The organism is Agromyces sp. NPDC057679 (assembly GCF_042799635.1).
In the GTDB taxonomy this organism is placed as follows: domain Bacteria; phylum Actinomycetota; class Actinomycetes; order Actinomycetales; family Microbacteriaceae; genus Agromyces.
The window spans coordinates 226,127-251,705 of sequence record NZ_JBHVIK010000003.1 but is presented as its reverse complement, the minus strand read 5'-3'; the positions used below and the strand labels follow the sequence as shown (position 1 = coordinate 251,705).

At 70.4% G+C, this 25,579-nt stretch carries 21 protein-coding genes; 9 read left to right on the top strand and 12 right to left on the bottom strand.

The features are described from left to right. Positions 1-67: 67 nt before the first annotated feature. From ACFVAJ_RS14070 to ACFVAJ_RS14050, 5 genes are all read right to left on the bottom strand, one after another. On the bottom strand, positions 68-499 hold the full coding sequence (locus ACFVAJ_RS14070; protein ID WP_376945100.1) for a cytochrome c oxidase subunit 4: 432 nt from the start codon (positions 497-499) through the stop codon (positions 68-70). Further along, positions 499-2,235: a cytochrome c oxidase subunit I gene (ctaD, locus tag ACFVAJ_RS14065; protein ID WP_376945098.1), complete on the bottom strand. Its 1,737-nt coding sequence runs from the start codon at positions 2,233-2,235 to the stop codon at positions 499-501. Before ctaD ends, ACFVAJ_RS14070 begins: the two co-directional genes overlap by 1 nt. Continuing rightward, on the bottom strand, positions 2,232-3,134 hold the full coding sequence (gene coxB / locus ACFVAJ_RS14060) for a cytochrome c oxidase subunit II (protein WP_376945096.1): 903 nt from the start codon (positions 3,132-3,134) through the stop codon (positions 2,232-2,234). Before coxB ends, ctaD begins: the two co-directional genes overlap by 4 nt. Positions 3,135-3,333: 199 nt before the next feature. After that, a complete protein-coding gene (gene erpA / locus ACFVAJ_RS14055; RefSeq protein ID WP_157424487.1) occupies positions 3,334-3,684 on the bottom strand; it encodes an iron-sulfur cluster insertion protein ErpA in 351 nt (116 codons plus the stop codon). 79 nt (positions 3,685-3,763) lie between these two features. Next, entirely contained in the window at positions 3,764-5,209 is a 1,446-nt protein-coding gene (locus ACFVAJ_RS14050) for a dipeptidase (RefSeq protein WP_376945094.1), read from the bottom strand. Between the two features lie 36 nt (positions 5,210-5,245). Here ACFVAJ_RS14050 and ACFVAJ_RS14045 point away from each other — a divergent pair, with 36 nt between their 5' ends. Then, positions 5,246-5,833 (top strand): DUF3043 domain-containing protein, encoded by a 588-nt coding sequence (locus tag ACFVAJ_RS14045; protein ID WP_157424485.1) that lies wholly within the window; start codon positions 5,246-5,248, stop codon positions 5,831-5,833. Positions 5,834-5,899: 66 nt separating this feature from the next. On the opposite strand, the gene ACFVAJ_RS14040 is transcribed toward ACFVAJ_RS14045, so the two are convergent. After that, positions 5,900-7,048: an alkaline phosphatase family protein gene (locus tag ACFVAJ_RS14040; RefSeq protein ID WP_376945092.1), complete on the bottom strand. Its 1,149-nt coding sequence runs from the start codon at positions 7,046-7,048 to the stop codon at positions 5,900-5,902. A gap of 75 nt (positions 7,049-7,123) precedes the next feature. On the opposite strand from ACFVAJ_RS14040, the gene ACFVAJ_RS14035 reads away from it, so the two are divergent. Continuing rightward, positions 7,124-9,601, top strand: coding sequence for a DNA topoisomerase (ATP-hydrolyzing) subunit A (locus ACFVAJ_RS14035; protein WP_376945090.1), 2,478 nt, complete (start codon positions 7,124-7,126; stop codon positions 9,599-9,601). Between the two features lie 146 nt (positions 9,602-9,747). On the opposite strand, the gene ACFVAJ_RS14030 is transcribed toward ACFVAJ_RS14035, so the two are convergent. Beyond that, on the bottom strand, positions 9,748-11,826 hold the full coding sequence (locus ACFVAJ_RS14030) for a type IIA DNA topoisomerase subunit B (RefSeq protein WP_376945088.1): 2,079 nt from the start codon (positions 11,824-11,826) through the stop codon (positions 9,748-9,750). Between the two features lie 141 nt (positions 11,827-11,967). Here ACFVAJ_RS14030 and ACFVAJ_RS14025 point away from each other — a divergent pair, with 141 nt between their 5' ends. Further along, positions 11,968-12,204: a hypothetical protein gene (locus ACFVAJ_RS14025; RefSeq protein ID WP_022887733.1), complete on the top strand. Its 237-nt coding sequence runs from the start codon at positions 11,968-11,970 to the stop codon at positions 12,202-12,204. An 85-nt stretch (positions 12,205-12,289) separates the two neighbouring features. Here the strand turns inward: ACFVAJ_RS14025 and ACFVAJ_RS14020 are convergent, their stop codons facing one another. From ACFVAJ_RS14020 to ACFVAJ_RS14005, 4 genes are all read right to left on the bottom strand, one after another. Then, positions 12,290-13,027 carry a type 1 glutamine amidotransferase gene (locus ACFVAJ_RS14020; protein ID WP_376945086.1) on the bottom strand — a complete coding sequence of 246 codons (738 nt, stop codon included), beginning with the start codon at positions 13,025-13,027 and terminating at the stop codon, positions 12,290-12,292. Then, on the bottom strand, positions 13,024-14,280 hold the full coding sequence (locus ACFVAJ_RS14015) for a Mur ligase family protein (RefSeq protein WP_376945084.1): 1,257 nt from the start codon (positions 14,278-14,280) through the stop codon (positions 13,024-13,026). The genes ACFVAJ_RS14020 and ACFVAJ_RS14015 overlap by 4 nt, the downstream gene beginning before the upstream one ends. A 7-nt stretch (positions 14,281-14,287) precedes the next feature. Next, entirely contained in the window at positions 14,288-15,580 is a 1,293-nt protein-coding gene (locus ACFVAJ_RS14010) for an RNA polymerase sigma factor (RefSeq protein ID WP_376945082.1), read from the bottom strand. 263 nt (positions 15,581-15,843) lie between these two features. Beyond that, positions 15,844-16,770, bottom strand: a complete 927-nt coding sequence (locus ACFVAJ_RS14005) for a proteasome assembly chaperone family protein (RefSeq protein ID WP_376945080.1) — start codon at positions 16,768-16,770, stop codon at positions 15,844-15,846. Between the two features lie 88 nt (positions 16,771-16,858). Here ACFVAJ_RS14005 and ACFVAJ_RS14000 point away from each other — a divergent pair, with 88 nt between their 5' ends. The 3 genes from ACFVAJ_RS14000 (at position 16,859) to sucB (ending at position 21,344) form a co-directional block, all read left to right on the top strand. Beyond that, positions 16,859-18,331 (top strand): leucyl aminopeptidase, encoded by a 1,473-nt coding sequence (locus tag ACFVAJ_RS14000; protein ID WP_376945078.1) that lies wholly within the window; start codon positions 16,859-16,861, stop codon positions 18,329-18,331. Between the two features lie 98 nt (positions 18,332-18,429). Continuing rightward, positions 18,430-19,803 carry a dihydrolipoyl dehydrogenase gene (lpdA, locus tag ACFVAJ_RS13995; protein WP_376945076.1) on the top strand — a complete coding sequence of 458 codons (1,374 nt, stop codon included), beginning with the start codon at positions 18,430-18,432 and terminating at the stop codon, positions 19,801-19,803. Positions 19,804-19,871: 68 nt separating this feature from the next. Beyond that, positions 19,872-21,344: a 2-oxoglutarate dehydrogenase, E2 component, dihydrolipoamide succinyltransferase gene (gene sucB, locus ACFVAJ_RS13990; protein WP_376945074.1), complete on the top strand. Its 1,473-nt coding sequence runs from the start codon at positions 19,872-19,874 to the stop codon at positions 21,342-21,344. On the opposite strand, the gene ACFVAJ_RS13985 is transcribed toward sucB, so the two are convergent. Continuing rightward, entirely contained in the window at positions 21,341-22,978 is a 1,638-nt protein-coding gene (locus tag ACFVAJ_RS13985; RefSeq protein WP_376945072.1) for a hypothetical protein, read from the bottom strand. The two genes, sucB and ACFVAJ_RS13985, sit on opposite strands and share 4 nt — an antisense overlap. Positions 22,979-23,085: 107 nt before the next feature. Here ACFVAJ_RS13985 and lipB point away from each other — a divergent pair, with 107 nt between their 5' ends. The 3 genes from lipB to ACFVAJ_RS13970 all read left to right on the top strand — a co-directional run bounded on the left by lipB (position 23,086) and on the right by ACFVAJ_RS13970 (position 25,512). Further along, complete coding sequence (gene lipB, locus ACFVAJ_RS13980; protein ID WP_376945070.1) at positions 23,086-23,727, top strand: lipoyl(octanoyl) transferase LipB; 642 nt, start codon at positions 23,086-23,088, stop codon at positions 23,725-23,727. Further along, positions 23,724-24,713, top strand: coding sequence for a lipoyl synthase (gene lipA, locus ACFVAJ_RS13975; RefSeq protein WP_376945068.1), 990 nt, complete (start codon positions 23,724-23,726; stop codon positions 24,711-24,713). The genes lipB and lipA overlap by 4 nt, the downstream gene beginning before the upstream one ends. Positions 24,714-24,798: 85 nt before the next feature. Next, entirely contained in the window at positions 24,799-25,512 is a 714-nt protein-coding gene (locus ACFVAJ_RS13970; protein ID WP_376945066.1) for a DUF4191 domain-containing protein, read from the top strand. The last annotated feature ends 67 nt before the right edge of the window (positions 25,513-25,579 follow it).

Below are 25,579 nucleotides of genomic sequence, written 5' to 3'. Positions count from 1 at the left end.
GAGCTCCGGCACACACGACGAAGCCCCCGGCACCTCTGAGGTGCCGGGGGCTTCGAATACGCGGAGATCAGCGAGCGAAGTTGCCGCGGTAGTACTCGTACACCCAGCCGACGAGGCTGATGAGGCCGATGCCGACCGCGATGAACGAGATCCAGAACCCGACCGCGAGACCGAGGAACAGGAGCGCGGCCGCGCCGGCGAGCATGATCGGCCACCAGCTCCACGGGCTGAAGAAGCCGAGCTCGGCGTCGCCGTCGTCGATGTTGGCGTCGAGGCGGTCCTCGGGCAGCTCAGCGCCCTGGGCCTTGTGCACGCGGCTGAGGTAGAACGCGATGAATCCCGACAGGATCGCGCTCAGGCTGATCGCGACGGTTCCCGCCCACTCGGGGTGGTTGAGCCCGTGCGAGGCGTTGTCGGCCCAGCTCCAGGCCGTGTAGACCCCGGCCATGATCACGAAGAAGACCGTGAGGATCCAGAACAGGATGACGTTGGCGCGCATTACTTGATCTCCTCCGTGGCGGCGTCGTACGTCGGTGCCTCAGGGGCGTCCTTCGCGGGACCGATGCCGACCGGGATGCCGGCCTCGGGGTGGTTCAGGTCGAACGCGGGACGCTCGGAGCGGATGCGCGGGATCGACGTGAAGTTGTGCCGCGGCGGCGGGCAGCTGGTGGCCCACTCGAGCGAGCCGCCGTAGCCCCACGGGTCGTTGACCGTGACCTTCGGTGCACGACGAGCCGTGATGTAGACGTTCAGGAAGAACGGGATGAGCGAGATCGCGAGGATGCCCGCGCCGATCGTCGACAGCTGGTTCATCCAGGTGATGTTGTCTTCGGGCAGGTACGAGTAGTACCGGCGGGGCATGGCCACGACACCCAGCCAGTGCTGGACGAGGAAGGTCGTGTGGAAGCCGATGAAGAGCAGCCAGAAGTGCCACTTGCCGAGCGTCTCGTTGAGCATCTTGCCGGTCCACTTCGGCCACCAGAAGTAGAAGCCGGCGAACATCGCGAACACGACGGTGCCGAAGACGACGTAGTGGAAGTGGGCGACGACGAAGTACGTGTCGGAGACGTGGAAGTCGAGCGGCGGCGAAGCCAGGATGACGCCGGTCAGACCACCGAAGACGAACGTGATGAGGAAGCCGAGCGACCAGATCAGCGGCGTCTCGAAGGTGATCGAGCCGCGCCACATCGTGCCGACCCAGTTGAAGATCTTCACACCGGTCGGAACCGCGATGAGCATCGTCATGAGGGCGAAGAACGGCAGCAGCACCGAGCCGGTGACGTACATGTGGTGAGCCCACACGGTGACCGAGAGGGCCGCGATCGCGATCGTCGCGTAGATCAGCGTCTTGTAACCGAAGATCGGCTTGCGGCTGAAGACCGGGAAGATCTCGGAGACGATGCCGAAGAACGGCAGCGCGATGATGTAGACCTCGGGGTGGCCGAAGAACCAGAACAGGTGCTGCCACAGGATGACGCCGCCGTTGGCGGGGTCGTAGATGTGGGCGCCGAACACGCGGTCGGCGGCGGCCGCGAGCATCGCGGCGGCGAGGACGGGGAACGCCATCAGCACGAGGATCGAGGTGACGAGCGTGTTCCACGTGAAGATCGGCATGCGGAACATGGTCATTCCGGGGGCGCGCATCGTGATGATCGTCGTGATGAAGTTCACCGCACCGAGGATGGTGCCGAAGCCCGAGAGGCCGAGGCCGATCATCCAGAGGTTGCCGCCGACACCGGGCGAGAAGGTCGTCGACGCGAGCGGCTGATAGGCGAACCATCCGAACGACGCGGCACCCTGCGGGGTGAAGAAGCCGGCGACCGCCATGAGCGAACCGAAGTTGAAGAGCCAGTACGCGAAGGCGTTCAGACGCGGGAACGCCACGTCGGGCGCACCGATCTGCAGCGGCATCAGCACGTTCGCGAAGCCCGCGAACAGCGGGGTCGCGAACATCAGCAGCATGATCGTGCCGTGCATGGTGAACAGCTGGTTGTACTGCTCACGGGTCTGGATGAGCTCGAGACCGGGCTCGAACAGCTGCGCACGGATGATCAGCGCCATCACGCCGCCGATGCAGAAGTAGATGAACGCCGTGATCAGGTACATGTACCCGATGACCTTGTGGTCGGTGGAGGTGATCCACTTCACGAGGATGTTGCCCTTGCGTTCGACCTTCGAGGCGCCGAGCGGCAGGCTGCTCGACTGAGGTCGAGCCGGTGCGGTCGTGGTGCTCATTCGGCTTCGTGCTCCTCATTCAGTTCAGGCGCGCCCGTGCCGGGCAGGTTCTGATTGCGATCGAACTCGCTCGACAGCTGGCCTTCCTGGCCGGCGTCGCGAAGCGACTCGATGTAGTCCTCGTACTCGGCCTCGGAGACGACCTCGACGTTGAAGAGCATGAGCGAGTGGTACTCGCCGCAGAGCTCGGCGCACTTGCCGGCGTAGGTGCCCTCGCGCTCGGGGACGAACGACATGTAGTTCGTCTTGCCCGGGAACATGTCCTTCTTGTAGAGGAAGTCGACGACCCAGAACGAGTGGATGACGTCGCGGGACTCGAGTTCGATCTCGACGTTCTTGCCGACGGGCAGGTACAGGGTCGGCAGCTCGGACTGGACGAGCGAGCCCTTGGGGCCCTCGTCGTCGAGCTGGCCCTGGATGCCGGGCGAGTAGACGTCTTCGTTCACGTAGTTGAAGTCCCAGGCCCACTGCTTGGCGATGACCTCGACCTTGACGTCGATCTCGTCCTCGGCGAAGCGCTGCTCGATCGCCTGCTGGTCGCGCGCGGTGAACGCGAAGAACCCGAGCACGAGGATGAGCGGGACGATGGTGTAGAACACCTCGATCGGCATGTTGTAGCGCAGCTGCACCGGAAGGCCGGTCTGGCCCTTGCGGCGGCGGTACGCGATGACCGCCCAGATCGTCAGACCCCAGGTGATGATGCCGACGATGAGCAGCACGATCCACGACGTGACCCACAGGCCCGAGATTCGCTCGGTGTGGTTCGTGACCGGTGCCTCGCCTTCGACGAAGCCGGGGAGGAATCCGTTCAACTGAGCCTGCGTGCACCCGGCGAGTACGAGGCTGAGTGACGCTGCGATCGGGATTGCAGCCCATCGGAGACGGCGATTGTGGCGCACCGGTGACCTTTCGGGAGACTCGAAGGCGCTTCACAGCGAAGCGCGTTGATCGTTGTCTAGCCTACTCCGACTCCGCCCCCGAGGTGTGCATCCGGGGCCGGTGTCGGGCGTGCCGCGCCGCAGAAATCCGCTTCGATCTGGAGAAAACACGAAAGGAGGCCGCTTTTCGCGGCCTCCTTTCGGCGGGATGGGGTATGGCTCAGTGGAACGAGTCACCGCACGCGCAGCTGCCCTGCGCGTTGGGGTTGTCGATCGTGAAGCCCTGCTTCTGGATCGAGTCCTCGAAGTCGATCGAGGCTCCGTCGAGGTACGGCACGCTCATCTTGTCGACGACGACCTCGACGCCCTCGAAGTCGACGACCGCGTCGCCGTCGAGCAGGCGCTCGTCGAAGTACAGCTGGTAGATCAGCCCCGAGCAGCCGCCGGGCTGCACCGCGACGCGCAGACGCAGGTCGTCGCGGCCCTCCTGCGACAGCAGGCTGCGCACCTTGTCGGCGGCGGGGTCGCTCAGCTTCACGCCGTGCGTGGTGTCGGTGATCGTGTCGCTCATGTCTCTCCTCGATGCGTCTTGAAACGCGTGATCCTCATCCAATGGTAACCGCCGGAGCCTGGCCGACGGCAGGGAGCGCTCAGGAATCTTCCCCGCGCGCGTCGAGCCGCGCGAGGAAGAGCGCCTCGGCGAGCAGCGCGCGCTGGAAGACGCCCAGGTGCAGCGACTCGTTCGGGCTGTGCGCCCGCGAGTCGGGGTCCTCGACGCCGGTCACGAGGATCTGCGCCGCGGGGAACTCGTCGACGAGCTCGGCGATGAACGGGATCGAGCCGCCGACCCCGATCTCGACCGGGGCCTTGCCCCAGGCATCCTCCATGGCGCCGCGGGTCTCCGCGACCGCCCATCCGCTCGTGTCGACGAGGAACGGCTGCCCGGTGTCGACGTCCTCGAAGGTGAGCCGTGCGCCGAACGGCGCATTCCGCTCGAGGTGCGAACGGATGGCCTCGTACGCCTCGCGGGCGTCCTGGCCGGGCGCGACGCGCGCGCTCACCCGCACCCGCACACCGGGCACGAGCGTGTTCGAGGCGTTCGCGATGTCGGGGGCGTCGATGCCGGTGATCGTGATCGACGGCTGCGACCAGATGCGGGAGAGGATCGTGTCGTTGCCGACGGGGACGACACCGTCGAGAAGTCCCGTCTCGGCGCGGAGCTGCGCCTCGTCGTACTCGGGCGTCTCGAGCCCGGCCGAGGTGAGCCCCTCGACGGCGACGGAGCCGTCGGCGGCCCAGAGCGTGTCGAGCAGCCGGATGGCCGCGAACATCGCGTCGGGCACCGCGCCGCCGAACATCCCCGAGTGCGAGGCGTGGGCGAGCGTGTCGATGCGGAGGTTGAACGCGACCGCGCCGCGCAGCGCGACGGTGATCGCGGGCGTCTCGAGGTCCCAGTTGCCCGAGTCGGCGACGATGATCGCGTCGGCCTCGAGGAGGTCGCGGTGCGCGTGGAGGAAGTTCCCGAACGACTGCGAGAGGTACTCCTCCTCGCCCTCGATGAAGAGGGCGATGCCGAGGTCGAGGTCCGTGCCGAGCACCTCGGTGAGCGCTCGGATCGCGCCCACGTGCGCCATGATCCCGGCCTTGTCGTCGGCAGCGCCGCGGCCGTAGAGGCGGTCGCCGCGGAGGGTCGGTTCGAACGGCGCGGAGTCCCAGTCCTCGTCGCGCCCGGGGGGCTGCACGTCGTGGTGCGCGTAGAGCAGCACCGTCGGGCGGCCGTTGCGCGCGGCGCGGTGCGCGATGACGGCCGGGGAGCCGAGCTGCGGGTCCTCGTCGTCCTCGGCCCCGGCGACCGGGGCGCGGCGGACGTCGACGAGGTCGAACACGTCGAGGCCGCGCACGAGCTCGGCGACGGCCTCGGCGCTCGCCTGGAGGTTGGCGGGGTCGAAGGCGGGCCACGACACCGAGGGGATCTTGACGAGGTCGGTCAGGTCGGCGATCGTCGACGGGAATCCGGCGGCGACGGCCGCACGGATCGCCTCGACCTGCGGGTTCGCCGCATCGGCTCCGGCGACAGTGGGGAGAGAGTCGGTCATGCCGGTAATCTTAAGGGGAACCGATTCGAGGACCCCGTGGCAAAGCAACCCAACAGCACCGAGCAGCCGAGCGCCGAGACGCTCGAAGAGACCCAGGCACGACTGAAGAGCGGCGGCAAGGGCGCGCCGACTCCGACGCGCGCCGAGCGCGAGGCCGCGAACAAGCGCCCCCTCGTGCCCAACGACCGCAAGGAGGCGGCGAAGCAGGCGCGCGTGAAGGCCGCCGACGCACGCGAGAAGGCCCGCGTCGGCATGGCGATGGGCGACGAGCGCTACCTGCCCGCCCGTGACCGCGGCCCGCAGAAGAAGTACGTGCGCGACTACGTCGACGCCCGCTTCAGCATCGGCGAGGTGCTCATCCCCGTCATGTTCGCGGTCATCGTCCTGACGTTCATCCCGAGCGCCGAGGTCCAGGCCATCGGCATCATGTCGCTCTGGGCGTTCTTCCTCGTCGCGGTGATCGACGTGATCATCCTCGGCCAGGTGCTGACCCGCAAGCTCGCGGCGAAGTTCGGCGCCGACAAGGTCGAGAAGGTGCGCTGGTACGCGGCGATGCGCGCGCTCCAGCTGCGCGCCCTGCGCCTGCCGAAGCCGCAGGTCAAGCGTCGTCAGTACCCCGCCTGATCGATTCGAACATCGAGGATGCCACGTGGCCGGCCGGCCACGTGGCATCCTCGCGTTTCGGCGACGTCAGGAGCGCTCGTAGGCGCCGCGACGGATGAGCGGTACCCGCACCTCTTCTTCGCTGAGCGAACCGTGCTGGCCGATCATGGACTCGGCCTGCCGGTCGGCGGCCCGGCGGTCGTAGTACGCGATGCCCGACCTCGCGGCCACGAGGAGGTCGCCGATCCGGGGCTCGACGTCGGGGGCCACCTCGCCGAAGAGCCCGGCCGCGATCGCCTCCTCGCGCGACGCCACCCAGGAACGGCCCGACTCCGACGCGCGCCACTGCTCGACGAGCCGCTCGCGCGACGCCGCGTCGAGGGAGTCCTCGAAGTAGAGCTGGAGGAATCGGGGCTCGCCGCCGACGTGGCGGACGCCGTCGACGAGCTCGGGCTTCGCGTCGATGAAGACGTGCCGGTGCGCCGGGACGTCGACCACGCCGTGGTCGGCGGTGACGAGGAGGCCGGTGCCCCGTGGCATCCGCCGTTCGAAGGCCGCGACCTCGGCGTCGAGCTGCTCGAGCAGCCCCAGCCAGCGGTCCGACTCCCAGCCGTCGGCGTGGGCCGCTTGATCGAGTTCGGGGATGTAGAGGTAGACGAGGGCCGGCGCTCCCCCGTCGAGCACGCCGAGCGCGGCCTCGAAGCGGTCGGCCATGGTCAGGCCCGGGACGTAGCGCGCTCCGCGCAGCACGGCGCGCGTGAAGCCGGAGTCGGCGTAGCGCGGGGCCCCGATGACGACGGCGTCGACGCCGCCCTCCGTGGCCGCCTCGAACAGCGTCGGTCGCAGCTGCCACGTCTCGGGGCGCATGCCGGCGTCCCAGCCGTTGAGCTGGTTGACGAGCCGGTCGTGGGCGCGGTCGAGGGTGCGGTAGCCGACCAGTCCGTGGGCGCCGGGCATCGCGCCGGTGGTGAGGCTCGCGAGCGCCGCCGCGGTCGTCGACGGGAGGACGGTGTGGACGACATCGCGCTTCGCCATGGCGCCCGCGAGATGGCGGGCGTGGCCGGCTCGCTGCCGCAGGTTCGCCGCGCCGAGCCCGTCGACGAGCACGACGACCGCACTGCGGGCCGGTGCGAGTCCGAGCGAGTTCGACGCCCCGGTGAGGCTCGCGAGCGAACTGTCGAGCACCGCGGTGAGGCGCGGGGCGGTGTCGGCGGGCACCGGTAGCATGGCAGACATCGCGCCCAGTCTGGCACAGGCCGGGCGCGCCCCCGTTCCCCCGCGTGCCCCGCACGCACGGCCCAGAAACGACGGATGACCCGAGCCACATCGCAGCCCGCCGACGAACCCATCGTCGAGCGCATCGAAGACGTCGACGTCGCCACCGAGATGCAGGGCTCGTTCCTCGAGTACGCCTACTCGGTGATCTACTCGCGAGCCCTGCCCGATGCCCGTGACGGCCTGAAGCCCGTGCAACGGCGCATCCTCTACCAGATGAGCGAGATGGGCCTCCGGCCCGAGAAGGGCCACGTGAAGTCGGCCCGCGTCGTCGGCGAGGTCATGGGCAAGCTCCACCCGCACGGCGACACCGCGATCTACGACGCGCTCGTGCGCATGGCGCAGGCCTTCACACTGCGGGTGCCGCTCATCGACGGCCACGGCAACTTCGGCTCGCTCGACGACGGGCCCGCCGCCCCCCGGTACACCGAGGCGCGGCTCGCCTCGACCGCGCTCGCGATGACCGAGGGCCTCGATGAAGATGTCGTCGACTTCGTGCCGAACTACGACAACCAGCTCACCCAGCCCGAGGTGCTGCCCGCGGCGTACCCGAACCTGCTCGTGAACGGCGCCGCCGGCATCGCCGTCGGCATGGCGACCAACATGGCCCCGCACAACCTCATCGAGGTCGTCGGCGCCGCCCGCCACCTCATCGCCAACCCCGACGCCACGCTCGACGAGCTCATGGAGTTCGTGCCAGGGCCCGACCTGCCCACGGGCGGCACGATCGTCGGCCTCGCGGGCGTCAAAGACGCGTATGCGACCGGTCGCGGCAGCTTCAAGACGCGCGCGAAGGTCTCGGTCGAGCAGATCACGGCGCGCAAGACCGGGCTCGTGGTCACCGAGCTGCCCTATCTCGTCGGCCCCGAGAAGGTCATCGAGAAGATCAAGGACGGCGTCAACGCCAAGAAGATCAACGGCATCTCCGACGTCACCGACCTCACCGACCGCACCAACGGGCTTCGGCTCGTCATCGGCATCAAGACCGGCTTCAGCCCCGACGCGGTGCTCGAGCAGCTCTACCGGCTGACCCCGCTCGAAGACTCGTTCAACATCAACAACGTCGCCCTGGTCGACGGCGGCCCGCAGACGCTCGGCCTGCGCGAACTCCTGCAGGTCTACGTCGGCCACCGCATCTCGGTCGTCACGCGCCGCTCCGAGTACCGCCTCGCACGTCGCCGTGAGCGCCTGCACCTCGTCGACGGCCTGCTCATCGCGATCCTCGACATCGACGAGGTCATCCAGCTCATCCGCGGCTCCGACGACACGGCCGCCGCCCGCAGCCGCCTGATGGAGGTCTTCGACCTCAGCCAGGTGCAGGCCGAGTACATCCTCGAGCTGCAGCTGCGCCGCCTGACGAAGTTCTCGCGCATCGAACTCGAGACCGAGCGCGACAAGCTGCGCGCCGAGATCGCCGAGCTCGAGGCGCTGCTCGCGAGCCGTCACCGCATCGAGGCCCTCGTCTCCGACGAGCTCGCCGAGACCGCCGAGCGCTACGGCACCCCGCGTCGCACCCTCCTCACCGATGCACGCCCGTCGATCGCCGGCGCCGCAGCCAAGCGCGCGGCGGCGGCCGCGCTCGAGGTGGCGGATGTCCCGTGCCGCGTCTTCCTCTCGGTGACAGGCCGCATCGCCCGCGTCGACCTGCCCGAGGGCCCCGACGGTGCGCCGACCATCACGGTGCCCGCCCGACGCAGCAAGCACGACGCGATCGCGTCGACCCTCGCCACGACGAGCCGCGCCGAGATCGGCGCGGTGACGAGCCGCGGCCGGCTCATCCGGTTCACCCCGGTCGATCTGCCGATGCTCCCTCCGACCTCGGTGCAGCTCGGTGCCGGGGTCAAGGTCGCCGACTACCTCGCGCTCCCCAACCGCGACGAGCGGGTTCTCGCGATCGTGTCGCTCGACGCCGATCGCTCGATCGCGATCGGCACGAAGCAGGGCGTCGTGAAGCGCGTCGCGACGGGCGCCTACCCGAACAAGCCCGAGTTCGAGGTCATCGGCCTCAAGGCCGGCGACGAGGTCGTCGGCGCCGTGCAGGGCGACGAGAGCGACGAGTTGGTGTTCGTCGCCTCCGACGCGCAGCTGCTGCGATTCCCGGCGGCCTCCGTGCGGCCCCAGGGCTGCCCCGCCGGCGGCATGGCGGGCATCAACCTCGGATCGGGCGCGCACGTGATCCACTTCACGAGCGTGTCGGCCGCCGAGACCGCCGACTCCGTCGTCGTGACCGTTGCGGCCTCGACCGACACCCTGCTCGGCACCGACCCGGGCAGCGCGAAGGTCAGCGACTTCGCCGAGTTCCCCGCCAAGGGCCGCGCGACCGGCGGGGTTCGTGCGCAACGGTTCCTGAAGGGCGAGGACGCGCTGCACCTCGCCTGGGTCGGCCCCTCCCCCGCACTCGCCGTCGGGCCCGACGGCAGCACCCGCGAGCTGCCCGACTCCGGCGCGAAGCGCGACGGGTCGGGCCAGCCCCTCGAGTCGGTCGTCGCCGCGGTCGGCCGCCGAGTCGGCTGACGGTTCGATCGAAAGAAGGAGGCGGGCACCCGGTGGGGTGCCCGCCTCCTTCGCTGTTCGGCGTGCGACCGCTGCTGCGGCTTCTGGCCGGTCGAGCTTCGCAACGGTCGAGCTGCGCGGCCGGTCGCGTCGCCGCGCAGCTCGACTCAGGCGTCGATGCGGTCGCGCTCGAGCGCGTCGGAGCTCTCGATGATGAACTCCTTGCGGGGGGCGACCTCGTTGCCCATGAGCAGTTCGAAGACCCGCCCGGCGCTCTCGGCATCGCCGATGCCGACCCGACGGAGCGTGCGGTGCCGCCGGTCCATCGTGGTCGTCGCAAGCTGGTCGGCGTCCATCTCGCCGAGACCCTTGTATCGCTGGATCGGGTCCTGGTAGCGCTTCTTCTGCTTGTCGAGCCCGGCGAGCACGCCCTTCAGCTCGGCCTCGGAGTACGTGTAGATCGTCTCGTTCGGCTTCGTGCCGGGGTTCATCACGACGACGCGGTGCAGCGGCGGCACGGCCGCGAAGACCCGCCCCTCCTCGATCATCGGGCGCATGTAGCGGAAGAACAAGGTGAGCAGCAGCGTGCGGATGTGCGCACCGTCGACGTCGGCGTCGGCCATCAGGATCACCTTGCCGTAGCGCGCCTGGGCGAGGTCGAAGCTGCGCCCCGAACCCGCACCGATGACCTGGATGATCGAGGCGCACTCGGCGTTGCCGAGCATGTCCGCCACGCTCGCCTTCTGCACGTTGAGGATCTTGCCGCGGATCGGCAGCAGCGCCTGGTGCTCGCTGTCGCGGGCGAGCTTCGCGGTGCCGAGCGCCGAGTCGCCCTCGACGATGAAGAGCTCGCTGTGCGCCACGTCGTTCGAGCGGCAGTCGACGAGCTTCGCCGGCAGCGACGAGCTCTCGAGGGCGTTCTTGCGACGCTGGGTCTCTTTGTGGGCCCGCGCGGAGATGCGCGACTTCATCTCGGCGACGACCTTGTCGAGGAGCAGCGCGGACTGCGCCTTGTCGTCGCGCTTCGTCGACGCGAACCGAGCGCCGAGCTCTTTGGTGAGCACGCTCGAGACGATGTTGCGCACGGCCGGGGTGCCGAGCACCTCCTTCGTCTGGCCCTCGAACTGCGGCTCGGGCAGGCGCACGGTGATGACGGCGGTGAGGCCGGCGAGCACGTCGTCCTTGTCGAGCTTGTCGTTGCCGGCCTTCAGGCGGCGCGCGTTCTGCTCGACCTGCTGGCGCAGGAACTTCAGGAGGCCCTGGTCGAACCCGGTCTGGTGCGTACCGCCCTTCGGCGTCGCGATGATGTTGACGAACGAGCGCACGACGGTGTCGTACCCCGTGCCCCAGCGCAGCGCGATGTCGACGTCGCAGGTGCGGGTGAGCTCGGTCGGCACCATGGCGCCGCCTTCGCTCAGCACGGGCACGGTCTCGGTGAAGTTGCCGGAGCCGCTCAGGCGCCAGATGTCGGTGATGCCCGAGTCGGGTGCGAGGTGGTCGACGAACTCGGAGATGCCCCCCTCGAACTGGAACGAGGTGGTGTGGGCGGTCTCGCCGCGCTCGTCGGTCACGTCGATCGCGAGGCCGGGGACGAGGAAGGCGGTCTGCCGGGCGCGCCCGAGCAGCTCGTCGGTCTGGAACTCGGCGCCCTTCGTGAAGATCTGCCGATCGGCCCAGTAGCGGATGCGGGTGCCGGTGACGCCCTTCTTGACCTTGCCGACGACGCGGAGCTCGCTGCGCTCTTCGAAGGGCGTGAACGGCGCGTCGGGCGAGGGGGCGCCGGAGTCGGCGAAGATGCCCGGCTCGCCGCGGTGGAACGACATCGCGAAGGTCTTGCCGTCGCGGTCGACCTCGACGTCGAGCCGCTCGGACAGCGCGTTGACGACCGAGGCGCCGACGCCGTGGAGGCCGCCGGAGGCCGCGTACGAGCCCGAGCCGAACTTGCCGCCGGCGTGCAGCTTCGTGAACACGACCTCGACGCCCGTGAGGCCCGTCTTCGGCTCGACGTCGACGGGGATGCCGCGGGCGCGGTCGCGCACCTCGACGCTGCCGTCGGGATGGAGGAGCACACCGATCTCGGAACCGTGGCCGGCGAGGGCCTCGTCGACCGAGTTGTCGATGATCTCCCAGACGCAGTGCATGAGACCGCGGGAGTCGGTCGAGCCGATGTACATGCCGGGGCGCTTGCGCACCGCCTCGAGCCCTTCGAGGACGGAGAGATGGCGGGCGGAATAGTCGGAGCTCACGTCGAACAAGCCTAGTGAGCGTCACCGACACCGTCGTACAGGCGCTACGCGCTGAGCGAAATGCCCGGCGACATGGAAGGGAGCCGCTCCCCCGCGTGTTTTCATTGATGAACGGACATTCATGAGCACGGAGGAGGAGCCATGACCCAGTACACCGAGACCACCGGTGCGGTCGATGAACTCGAGACCCCCTACGAGCTCACCGCGCTCGACCGCTGCGATGCCTGCGGCGCGCAGGCGTACATCCGCGTCGTCGTCGCGAGCGGCGAACTCCTCTTCTGCGCCCACCACGGTCGCAAGCACCAGGAGAAGCTCTCGCAGATCGCGCACAGCTGGCACGACGAGTCGAGCCGCCTGCTGGCCGACGACAAGCGCTGAGCGCCGCCGAACGCACGAAGAAACGCCCCGGGTCATTCCGGGGCGTTTCTCGTTGATGGACGGCCGAGGCGCTGCGGCCGAGCGCTCAGACGGCGGATGCCTCGACGCCCGCCGCACGCAGCTGCGCGGCTCGCGCCGCCGCGGCATAGCCGTCGACCTCGGTCGCCCGAGCCCCCGGTGCGTACGAGAGCCCGGCGCGCGCGGCCATGATGCCGAGCAGATGATCCGCGAACTCGGGGTTCTTCGCGAGCACCGGTCCGTGCAGGTGCGTTCCGAAGACGGCACCCATGACGACGCCCTCCTGGCCGGAGTCGCGGCCGTTGCCGGCGCCCGACCGCACCCGGCCGAGCGGCGAGCCCTCCGCGCCGACATAGTCGCGGGCATGGTTCTCGAATCCGACGAGCGTGCCGACGAGCGGCGACTTCACGACGAGATCGCCCGTGACCCGGCCGTCGCGGGGCACGGCGCGACCCGGCAGGATGCCGAGGCCCTCGATGCTGCGGCCGGCGCCGGTCTCGATCCCCCAGCTGAGCAGCTCCCAACCGGTGCCGACCGCGAGGATCGGAACGCCCTCGGTGCCCCACTGGCGGAGCTCGTCGTGCAGGCCGAGCAGCGCTTCGCGACTCGTCTCGAGGGAGGCGTCGCTGCCCGAGCCGAGCACGACCGCGTCGACCCGCGCGGGCAGGGCCGAACGGTCGTCGACCGCCACGACCTCGGCCTCGAGCCCGGCCCAGCGTGCACGCTGGGCGAGCACCGCGGAGTTCTGCGCGTCGCCGTTGGTGTTCTGCAGCGTCGGCAGAAGGGAGACGATGGTGAAGGTCATTCCGTTCCCGTCAGTCCGAGGTGGGCCCGCGTGCGGCGCATCGAGTCGGCCGAGAAGACGATCGTCTTCACGCCGCGCTCGGGTGCGGGCGCCGCGAGGAAGTCGTCGAGGGCGATCCCGAGCTCGGGCTCCACCCGGTCGATCTCGACCCCGTCGTACGCGAGCATGAGCGCTGCCTCGGCGGCCTTCGAGCCGCTGACGATCCGCACACGGCCCAGCGACGAGGCGTCGGCCGGCCAGAAGTACGAGGGATCGCGCACGTCCGAGCCGATCGCGAACAGGATGTCGCTCGTGCCCTGTTCGATGCTGTCGACGTTGAGCTGGTAGCTCGCCGGGTTCTGCACGAGCACGAACTCGACCTCCTGGCCCCGCACGGTGACGCGCTCGCCGCGACCGAAGACCGCCGGGATCGCGCTGAGCGCGTTCGCGGCCGTCTCGGGCGAGAAGCGCTCGCCGAGCACGGCGCGCGCGGTCTCGTAGGCGCATGCCGCGTCGACGGCGTAGTGGATGCCGCGGGCCGGCAATCCGGCTCGCACCTCCGCACCGCGGTCGTCGAGCACGACCTCGCGACCCTCGACCGCGTCGATGAGGAGCCCGGCGCCCGCAGTGAGGCGCCGCGCGGCGGTCTCGGTGTACCCGAGCCCGCGAGGGGCCGAGTCGAGCACGGCCTGGGAGACGCCGAAGCGATGCACCGCGACCTCCGGTCGCAGCTTCGCTGCGAGCCGTTCGAGGTACGCGTCGTCGGCGTTCACGATGACCGCCTCGCCCGCTCGTGCCGCGATGCGGCCGAGCATGCCGGCGACCATCTCGGAGTCGTGGAAGCGGTCGATCTGGTCGACCATGACGTTCGTGAGCGCGACGACTCGGGCGTCGACGCCCTGCATGACGAGCGCACCGTGCCCCTCGTCCATCTCGAGCACCGCGACCTCGCCGGGCACGCGGCCCCGCCAGTCGGCCTGCTCGAGCAGCGCGGAGGTGAGCCCTTGGCTGATGTTCGCCGTCGACGGGTTCGTGAAGACGTCGACGCCGTGCTCGCGCAGGATCGCGACCAGCATCTTCGTGGTCGTCGACTTGCCGGCGGATCCCGACACGACCACGAGCCCCTGCGGGAAGCCCGAGAGGGTGCGCTTCAGGTACTTCGGGGCGACGCGGTTGACGACGAGCCCTGGAACGGCCGAACCGCCGCCCGGCTTGCGCAGCCGGGCGGCGAAACGGGTGAGTCGGCCGACGAGGATCGCCGGCGCGTAGCGCACCGGCGGCCTACTCGAGGTAGTCGCGCAGCGACTGCGACCGCGACGGGTGGCGGAGCTTCGCCATCGTCTTCGACTCGATCTGGCGGATGCGCTCGCGCGTCACGCCGAAGGTGTCGCCGATCTGGTCGAGGGTCTTCGGCATGCCGTCGCCCAGGCCGAAGCGCATGCGGATCACGCCCGCCTCGCGCTCGGAGAGCGAGTCGAGCAGCGACTCGAGCTGCTTCTGCAGCATCGTGAAGCCCACCGCGTCGGCCGGCACGACCGCCTCGGTGTCCTCGATGAGGTCGCCGAACTCGCTGTCGCCGTCTTCACCGAGCGGCGTGTGCAGCGAGATCGGCTCGCGGCCGTACTTCTGCACCTCGATGACCTTCTCGGGGGTCATGTCGAGTTCGCGGCTGAGCTCTTCGGGCGTGGGCTCGCGGCCCAGGTCCTGCAGCATCTGGCGCTGCACGCGCGCGAGCTTGTTGATGACCTCGACCATGTGCACGGGGATGCGGATGGTGCGGGCCTGGTCGGCCATCGCGCGGGTGATCGCCTGGCGGATCCACCACGTCGCGTAGGTCGAGAACTTGAAGCCCTTGGTGTAGTCGAACTTCTCGACCGCACGGATGAGGCCCAGGTTGCCCTCCTGGATGAGGTCGAGGAACTGCATGCCGCGACCGGTGTAGCGCTTGGCGAGCGAGACGACGAGGCGCAGGTTGGCGCCGAGCAGGTGGCTCTTGGCGCGCTGGCCGTCCTTCGCGACCCACTGCAGCTCGCGACCGAGCTGCGAGCGCTTCTCGGCGTCGGTCATCGCCGACAGCTTCTCCTCGGCGAACAGGCCCGCCTCGATGCGCATCGCGAGCTCGACCTCTTCGGCCGCGTTCAGGAGCGCGACCTTGCCGATCTGCTTCAGGTAGTCCTTGACGGGGTCGGCCGTCGCGCCCGTGATCGCGGACGAGTAGACGGGCACCTCGTCCTCGTCGTCGGCAGCGCGGAGCACGAGCGCGCCCGTGGGGTGCGGCTCGACCGCGATGGGCTTCGCGTCGTCGTCGCCCTCGTCGGCGCCGTCGACCTCGACCTCGTCGAGTTCGACCGGCTCGACCTCGTCCTCATCGTCGTCGGACGCCTTGCCCTTCGCCTTCGCGCGCGGCTTCGCGGCGGTCTTCGCCGTCGCGGTGCGCGGCGTCTTGGACGCGGTCGTCGTCTTCGCCGCAGCCTTGGCTGCGGGCGCCTTGGCGGGGGCCGACTTCGCGGCGGTCTGGCGCTTCGCGGCAGGGGCCTCAGCCTCGCCGGCCGCCTTCGCCTTCGTCGTTGCCATACGTTTGAACCTCTCCTACCGTCGGCCGGCGTGTGCCCTCGTCGGAGGGCGCGGCTCGAGCTGTCGGTCCGGTCGTTTTCGGACACTATGAGGACCCATGTCAAGTCCGCGTGATGACACGACCTCGATCGTGCCCGCGGACCCGAACGGGTCCTGCCTTAATTATACAGCTCCGCGGCCGCGTGCACGCACATGCGACACCCCGGCGTTCACCAGTGGTCAACGCCGGGCGGCGCCCGGGAATTCCTTGCTCGTCGGCCCCGTCAGCCTGCGCGCGGCGGCTCGTCGTCGCGCGATCGGCGGAACGCGAGGAACTTCTCGAGCTCGGCGGCGATCTCGTCGGCGCTCGGCAGCTCGCCGTCCTCGTCGGTGAGCGGCGACCGCAGCGTCGTGCCCTCCATGTAGGCGTCGTGGCGCTCTTCCAACGTGCCGACGAGCTTCGCGAGCTCGCCGTTCTCGCCCACCTGCTCGTCGATGCGCCCGAGGAACTCGCGTCCCTGCTCGCGCAGCGCGTCGGTCGGGAAGATCCGGCCCGTGGCCGCGCTGATCGCCTCGAGCGCGGCCACGGCCGCCGACGGGTACTCGGCGTCGGCGAGGTAGTGCGGGATCAGGAGGACGAACCCGGTCGTCGGATGGCCGAGCTCGACCAGGCGGTACTCGATGAGGTGCAGGGCGTTCGACGGCACCTGCGTCGTCGGCCGCCACACCGACATCGTCTCGATGAGCTCCTCGCGGTTGCCGCTCACGGTGACCCGGATGGGCCTGGTGTGCGGCACCGGCATCGGGATGGAGTTCACCCAGGTCGTCGACGAGACCTGGAACTCGTCGACGAGCAGCAGCACCGCGGCGCTGAACTGCTCCCACCGGAAGTCGGGTTCGAAGCCCGTCAGCAGGAGGAACGGGCGACCGAGCTCGTCGCGCGCGAGCTCGAGCGCCAGCCGCGGCGGGGTGTAGTCGCTCAGATGGTCGCCCTCGAAGAGGATGATCGGGCGGCGGGCGCGGTAGTCGAGCAGCTCGTCGATGTCGAAGGTCGCGACGACGGTGGTGTCGAGGGTCTCCCTCAGGTACTCGGTCGTCTGCGCGACCGCGCCGCCCGCGTCGGCGGAACCGGTCAGGCCCGCGACGAGCGGCAGGCCCGGCGGCACCGACACATCGGCGTTCAACTCGAAGAGGGAGCGGGGATCGCGCATGATTCCAGCCTAGTGACGCTGCTCGGGGGCCCTCCCGAACGCGGCGTCGGGCGTTCATGCCCAGAGCGAACACGTACCATCGGGAGTCATGACCGTTCCCACGCTCTCCGTCACCTCCTCCCCCGCAGCCGACGCCGACGTCGACGTCGCGCTGCTCGTCGCAACGAAGGGTGCGGACGGTCCCGAACTGATCGCCGCCGACGGATTCGAGTGGGTCGTCCCCCAGCTCGTCGCGCTCGGCGCGACCGGCGCGAGCGAGGAGCTCACGCGGATCCCCGGTCACGAGGGCGGCGCCCGCGTGATCGCCGTCGTCGGCGCCGGCGAGCAGTCGGATGCCGCGAGCGTCCGCCGCGCAGCGGGCTCCGCCGTCCGCCGCCTCAGCTCCACCGAGTCGGTCGCGATCACCGCGGCCGTCGACGACGCTGAGGTGGCCGCGGCACTCCTCGAGGGCGCGGCCCTCGGTGCGTACGCGTACAACGAGTACCGCGGCGACGCGAAGCCCCCGGTCGCGCGGATCGCGCTGCACAGCGGCTTCGCCGCGGACGAGATCGGCCTCGAGCGGGTCCGGGCGGTCGTCGCCGCGGTCGCACGTACGAAGGACCTCGTCAACGCGTCGCCCTCGGAGCTCTACCCCGAGACCTTCGCCGCACTCGCCGTCGAGGCCGCGACCGCGGCCGGCGTGACGAGCAAGGTCTGGGACGAGGCCGCGCTCGCGACCGACGGGTTCGGCGGCATCGCCGGCGTCGGGCAGGGCTCCAGCCGGGGTCCCCGGCTCGTTCGCCTCGAATGGGCTCCCGACGGGGCATCCACGCATGTCGCCTTCGTCGGCAAGGGCATCACCTTCGACTCGGGCGGCCTCTCGCTGAAGCCGATGGCCTCGATGGTCGGCATGAAGACCGACATGGCGGGCGCCGCGGCCGTGCTCTCCTCGATCGTCGCGATCGCGGAGCTCGGTCTGCCGATCCGGGTCACCGGCTGGCTGTGCCTCGCCGAGAACATGCCCTCCGGCACCGCGATCCGGCCGAACGACGTGCTCCGGATCCGCGGCGGCAAGACGGTCGAGGTCGTGAACACCGACGCGGAGGGGCGCCTCGTGCTCGCCGACGCGCTCGTCGCCGCCAGCGAGGAACAGCCCGACGCCATCATCGACGTCGCGACGCTGACCGGCGCGCAGGTCGTCGCGCTGGGCCACCGCATCACGGGGCTCATGGGCGACGACGAGCTCGTCGCCCGGGTCCGCGCCGTCGCGGACGCCGTCGACGAGACCACCTGGCCGATGCCGCTGCCCGCCGACCTGCTGCCCCTCCTCAAGTCCGACGTGGCCGACCTCATGAACACGAAGCTCGGCATGACCGTGCCCGGCATGCTGCTCGCGGGCGTGTTCCTGCAGCAGTTCGTCGGGAAGCAGGACGGCTCGGAGGAGCGGATCCCGTGGGCGCACCTCGACATCGCGGGCCCCGGCCACAACGGCGGCGCCGGGTGGGGATTCACCGGGACGGGCGCGACCGGGGCGGCGGTCCGCACCCTCGTCGCGCTGGGCGAGGAGCTCTCCGCGAAGTAGTAGGGTCATATGGGCGAGAACGTCGCCCATACGCCCTGCCGCGGCGACACGCCGGCGGCGGTCCGTGACGCAGATCAGATGCGCAAGGGAGATTGCGGTTGTCCGAGCAGAACTTTGACATGGTCGTCCTCGGCGGAGGAAGCGCGGGTTATGCCGCTGCGATCCGCGCCGTCGAACTCGGACTCACCGCGGTGGTGATCGAGAAGGACAAGCTCGGCGGAACCTGTCTCCACCGCGGCTGCATCCCGACCAAGGCGCTGCTGCACGCGGCCGAGGTCGCGGAGGTCTCGAAGGACGCCGCGAAGTACGGCGTGAAGACGGCGTTCGAAGGTATCGACATCAACGGCGTCTCCGCGTACCGCGAGGGGATCGTCGCCAGCAAGTGGAAGGGCCTGCAGGGCCTCCTCAAGGCTCGCGGCATCCCCGTGGTCGAGGGCGAGGGCCGCCTCGTCGCCGCCGACACGGTGCAGGTCGGCGACGACCGCTACGTCGGCAAGAACGTCGTGCTGGCCACCGGCTCCTACTCGCGGTCGCTGCCCGGCCTCGAGATCGGCGGTCGCGTCATCACGAGCGAGCAGGCGCTCGAGCTCGACTTCGTGCCCAAGAAGGTCGCGGTGCTCGGCGGCGGCGTCATCGGCGTCGAGTTCGCGAGCGTCTGGCGCTCGTTCGGCGCCGAGGTGACCATCATCGAAGCGCTCCCCCACCTCGTGCCCAACGAGGAGGAGTCGATCTCCAAGCAGCTCGAGCGCGCGTTCCGCAAGCGCGGCATCGACTTCTCGCTCGGCGTTCGCTTCCAGAGCGTCACGCAGGACGAGCAGGGCGTCGTCATCACCCTCGAGAACGGCCAGAGCTACGACGCCGAGCTGCTGCTCGTCGCCGTCGGCCGCGGCCCCTCGACCCAGGGGCTCGGCTTCGAAGAGGCCGGCATCACGGTGGACCGCGGCTTCGTCCTCACGAACGAGCGCCTCGCGACGAACGTCCCCGGCGTCTACGCCGTCGGCGACATCGTCCCCGGCCTCCAGCTCGCGCACCGCAGCTACCAGCAGGGCATCTTCGTCGCCGAGGAGATCGCGGGCCTGAACCCGATCGTCGTCGAGGACGTCAACGTCCCGAAGATCACCTACTGCGAGCCCGAGATCGCCTCGGTCGGCTACACCGAGGCCAAGGCCGCGGAGAAGTTCGGCGCCGAGCAGATCAGCTCGTACGACTACAACCTCGCGGGCAACGGCAAGTCGAGCATCCTCGGTACCGGCGGCTCGGTGAAGGTCGTGCGCGTGAACGACGGCCCCATCGTCGGCGTGCACATGATCGGCGGACGCGTCGGCGAGCTCATCGCCGAGGCCCAGCTGGCCGTGAACTGGGAGGCGTACCCCGAGGACATCGCCCCGTTCATCCACGCGCACCCGACGCAGGCCGAGGCCTTCGGCGAGGCCGTGCTGAAGCTCGCCGGCAAGCCGCTGCACGCCATCTGAGCCCCGCCGCCCGCCCAACGACTGCAATAAGCTAGAAAGCGTTCCCACGCTGTGAAGGAGACAAGCGCATGAGCGAATCCGTCAGCCTCCCGGCACTCGGTGAGAGTGTCACTGAAGGCACGGTCACCCGCTGGCTGAAGAATGTCGGCGACCGTGTCGAGGTCGACGAGCCGCTGCTCGAGGTCTCGACCGACAAGGTCGACACCGAGATCCCGTCGCCCGTCGCGGGTGTCATCGAGGCGATCCTCGTCCAGGAGGACGAGACCGTCGAGGTCGGTACCGCGCTCGTGACGATCGGCGACGGCTCCGGTGCTGCGGCACCCGAGGCGGCCGCCCCCGAGGCAGCTGCGCCCGCGCCCGCCGAGGCACCCGCCGCCGAGCCGGTCGCGGCACCGCCTGCGCCCGAGCCCGTCGCGCCGGCCGCTCCGGCTGCCGCACCCGAGCCCGCCGCACCGGCGGCTCCGGTGGCCGCACCCGAGCCCGCTCCGGCTCCGGCCGCCCCGGCCGCCGCACCCGAGCCCGCCGCACCGGCGGCTCCCGCTGCCGCGCCGGCACCGGCCGCCGCACCCGAGCCCGCTCCGGCTCCCGCAGCCCCGGCCGCTCCCGCCGCGGCTCCCGCGCCCACCGGCGGCGCGCACGCCGGCCCCTCGGGCTACGTCACCCCGATCGTGCGCAAGCTCGCGAACGAGCAGGGCGTCGACCTCGCCAGCGTCACCGGCACCGGTGTCGGCGGTCGCATCCGCAAGCAGGACGTGATCTCGGCTCACGCGGCGCCCGCCGCCGCTGCCGCAGCCCCGGCGGTGCGCACGCCGCTCGAGACCTCCCCGCTGCGCGGCACCACCGTGCCGATGACGCGTCTGCGCAAGGTCGTCGCCGAGCGCGCGGTCGTCTCGATGACGTCCACGGCGCAGCTCACGACGGTCGTCGAGGTCGACGTGACCCGCGTCGCGCGGTTCCGCGACCGCGTCAAGGGCGACTTCCTCGCGAAGACCGGCAACAAGCTCTCGTTCCTGCCGTTCTTCGCCCTGGCTGCCGCCGAGGCGCTGCGTGCGTACCCGATCATCAACTCGACGGTCGACGGCGACAGCATCGTCTACCCGGCGCAGGAGAACATGAGCATCGCGGTCGACACCGAGCGCGGCCTGCTCACGCCGGTCATCCGCAACGCGGGTGAGCTCGACATCGCCGGCCTCGCCGCGCAGATCGCCGACCTCGCCGACCGCACGCGCAACAACCAGCTGAAGCCCGACGAGCTCGCCGGCGGCACGTTCACCCTGACGAACACCGGTTCGCGCGGCGCGCTGTTCGACACGCCCGTCGTGTTCCTGCCGCAGTCGGCGATCCTCGGCACCGGCATCGTCGTCAAGCGCCCGGTCGTCGTGAGCCAGGACGGCGCCGACGCGATCGCCGTGCGCTCGATGGTCTACCTCGCCCTGTCGTACGACCACCGCATCATCGACGGCGCCGACGCCGCCCGCTTCCTCACGGCGGTCAAGGACCGTCTCGAAGAGGGTGCGTTCGACGCCGACCTCGGCATCTAGTCGAAGAGTTCTCGAAGACGCCAACCGGCCTCGCTCCTCATCACGAGGAGCGAGGCCGGTTCGCGTTCGGGGTCGGCGTACGGCACCCGCACGAGCACGGCATCCCCCATCGCAGCGGTGACCTCAAGAGCGTCGAGGGCGTAGCCCGTCGGCTCGATGTCCGCTCCCTCGCGCGCGGCGGACAGCAGCGCGAGGTCGGCCCGCTCGATCGCCGAACCCGGCTGATCGACCTGCGCGAGGCACGCCGCGTCGAGCGCGTCGAAGCAGTCCTGCCGGAGCGCGAGCAGCGCCACGGCCGCCTCGACCGGATCCTCGACCGCACCGCGGTCGGGTTCAGCCACGGGATCCGCCGCCATGCCGTCCGGGGCCGCAGCACTCTCGTCGCCCGCAAGCGTCGCCTCACCCCCGCCTGCCTCCTCGACGGCCCCGCCGATGCCGGCGGGCGCGACGCCCGCCCCAGTAGTGCTCCCGGCGTCGCCAGCGGCCTGCCGGCCGGCGGGCGGCACGAGCGTCAGCAGCAGCACGAGCGCGGCACCGCCCGCCAGGCCCGCGACGAGCACGGTGCGGCGACGCGCGAACAGCGCCCGCCGCAGTCGCGAGGCGAGCGACGGCACGGGGTCGACGTCCGCGAGGCTCGCCCCGTGCTCGAACGCATCGACCGGCACCTGGGCGAGTGCCGCCAGTGTGCCGATCAGCCCGCGACGGGGTGACCGCTGGGCGGCGCGTCCCGGCGTCGTGTCGCCCTGATCGAAATGGCCTGGCTCCCCCGCCGGCCCGGCCGTTCCCCGTGGATCAGCCACGCGCGCGGGAATCGCCCCGGGCCGGCCCGTCACGCGAACCCCGCGCAGCGGCGAGGCGGCGGCCGACTCGAACAACGTCCGCTCCAGCAGCGCCTCGCTGCGGACGAACGGCCGCGCGGCGGCCGCATCGCCGATCGCCGAGACTGCCCGGTCGAGGCTGCCGACGGGCCGTGTCGCCTCCGCCACCGCCGCGACGAGCTCGGCCAGCACCGCATGGCCCGCACGGAGCAGCTCGGTGCGTTCGATCGCACTCGAGAGCTCGTCGAGCCGCCGGATCGCGCCGAGCCCGATCAGCCTCGGGCGGCCGACGCCGTCGATGAGCACGTCGTTCGGCGCGAGCCTCGTGTGCACGTAGCCCGCTTCGGCCAACCCGGCGACGGCGACCGCGATGGGAGCGAGCAGCGTGACGGCCTCACCCGGTTCGAGGGCCCGTTCCGTCAGCAGGCGTGCGAGCGTCGGTCCGGCGATCCGTTCGACGGCCAGCACGCAGCGCCCGTCGTCGAGTGCGGTGACATCGATGAGCGCAGGCAGCGTGCCCGTGGCATCCGCCGTCATCGCCGAGATCTCGGCGGCGACCCGTGCGTCGTCGCCGCCCGCCTCGTAGATGCGCACGGCGACCACCGCGCGCGGCGAATCGGCCTCGGGCGGGTGGACACTGCTCGCGAGGTAGATCGTGGCACGATCGCCCGTCGCCAGGCGCCGCAGCAGGCGATAGCCCGAGACGACCGCCCGGTCGCCATCGGCGGGGGTCGGCTGCGCCGCAACGGCGCCCGAGCCCGAACCCGTCGGCGGTGGCGTGGCCGGGTCCGGTCGGCGGCGCGAGTGTCTTCTCATCCCCGAACTCTCGTCGACGGCGCGCACCCGTCTCGATCCAGCGGGCGGACCGGGGCGACGGCGGAAGCCGTGCCCTCTGGGGAGGACGAGTCGCCTAGACTGGCCGAATGCTCGACATCGTCGTCACGGGGCTAAGCGCCAACTCCGTGCCGTACATCGAGGGTCTCGACCTTCAGCGCGCCGTCCATCGCGCGGTCGTCGCGGGCGAACGCCCCGACACCGTCCTCCTTCTGGAGCACCCCTCCGTCTACACCGCCGGGAAGCGCACCGCTCCCGATGAACGACCCGACGACGGCACCCCCGTCATCGACGTCGATCGCGGCGGCAAGATCACCTGGCACGGGCCGGGTCAGCTCGTGGGGTACCCGATCATCCATCTCACCGAACCGGTCGACGTGGTCGGCTACGTCCGACAGCTCGAGGGCGTCCTGATCGACGTGCTCCAGGGCCTCGGTGTCGACGGTCGCCGCGTCGACGGCCGCTCGGGCGTCTGGGTCGGCCCCGAGGGCGGTGAGAACAAGATCGCCGCCATCGGCATCCGCGTCGCCGACGGCGTCACGATGCACGGGTTCGCCCTCAACTGCTCGAACTCGCTCGAGCCGTACGAGAAGATCGTCGCCTGCGGCATCCGCGACGCGGGGATCACCACGATCAGCCGCGAGCTCGGACGAACGGTGACGCCGGCCGATCTCGTCGACGCCGTCAGCGCACGCCTCCGCCTCGAGTTCGACAGGGCGCTGGCCGCGTGAGCACCGTCCCCGAGGGGCGCAGACTGCTGCGCCTCGAAGTCCGCAATGCCCAGACGCCCATCGAACGCAAGCCCGAGTGGATCAAGACGCGGGCGAAGATGGGTCCCGAGTACCGTGCCCTGCAGTCGCTCGTGAAGAGCGAGGAGCTACACACGGTCTGCCAGGAGGCCGGCTGTCCGAACATCTACGAGTGCTGGGAGGACCGCGAGGCGACCTTCCTCATCGGCGGTTCGCAGTGCACGAGGCGCTGCGACTTCTGCCAGATCGACACCGGCAAGCCCGCCGACTTCGACGCCGACGAGCCGCGCCGGGTCGGAGAATCGGTCGTGCGCATGCAGCTGCGCTATTCGACCGTCACGGGCGTCGCCCGCGACGACCTGGCCGACGGCGGCGCCTGGCTCTACGCCGAGACGATCCGCGAGATCCACCGGCAGTCGCCCGGCACCGGCGTGGAGATCCTCGTGCCCGACTTCAACGGCGTGCCCGAGCTCCTCGGCGAGGTGTTCTCCGCACGGCCCGAGGTCTTCGCGCACAACGTCGAGACGGTGCCGCGTATCTTCAAGCGCATCCGCCCGGCGTTCCGCTACGAGCGATCGCTCGACGTGATCACCCAGGGTCGCGACGCCGGGCTCATCACCAAGTCGAACCTCATCCTCGGCATGGGTGAGGAGCGTGAGGAGGTCTCCCAGGCTCTCCGCGACCTCCACGACGCGGGCACCGACATCATCACGGTGACCCAGTACCTGCGTCCGAGCCCGCGCCACCTGCCCGTGGCGCGGTGGGTGCGACCCGAGGAGTTCCTCGAGATCAAGGCGGAGGCCGAGGAGATCGGCTTCCTCGGCGTGCTCGCCGGCCCGCTGGTGCGATCGTCGTACCGGGCGGGCCGGCTCTGGGCGCAGTCGATGCGGGCGAAGGGCCGGGAACTCCCGAGCGAACTCGCGCACCTCGCCGACGCGTCGCTCGGGTTCGCTCAGGCCGTCGGCTGATCCAGTCCCGAACCGGTACCACCTGCTCGGACCGCGATGTCCCACGCGGTCCGAGCAGGCCCCGGCCGCCGGTATCCTAGGAACCATGGCACGCACCAAGGACGCATCGAAGGCTCAGAAGGAGCCCGGCCGCCTCAAGCAGATGTGGCAGGTCTTCCAGATGACCCGCCGCTACGACTCGACCGCGCAGTGGCTGATGCTCCTGGCGTTCCTCGGTCCGATCGTCGTCGGCCTGGCGCTCGCGCTGTGGCTCAGCGAGGGCAACGGCTTCACCATCGCGCTCTGGATCGTCGCCGGCGTCCTCGCCGGCCTCCTCCTCGCGCTCCTGGTGCTCGGCCGCCGTGCCGAGCGCGCCGCGTACTCGCAGATCGACGGCCAGCCGGGCGCCGTGGGCGCCGTGCTCCGCAGCGGCCTGCGCGGCAGCTGGGTCGGCAACGAGATGCCCGTCGCCGTCAACGGCAAGACCCAGGACGCGGTGTACCGCGCCGTCGGCAAGGGCGGTGTCGCGCTCATTAGCGAGGGCCCGATCTCCCGCACCCAGCGCATGCTCGACGACGAGCAGCGCAAGGTCGCGCGAGTGCTCCCGAACGTGCCCATCACGCTCATCTCCGTCGGGCACGACGAGGGTTCGATCGAGCTCTACCGTCTCGCCGCGACCCTGCGCAAGACGAAGAAGGCGCTGACGAAGCCCGAGGTGCTCGCGGTCTCGAACCGACTGAACTCCCTCCAGACGTCGCTGCCGATCCCGAAGGGCATCGACCCCATGAAGGCGCGGCCGCAGCGCGGCAAGATGCGCTGAGCGCACACGTCGGCCACGCGGCATCCGTCTCGATTCGACGGGTGCCGCGTTCGTCGTTCAGGGCCCG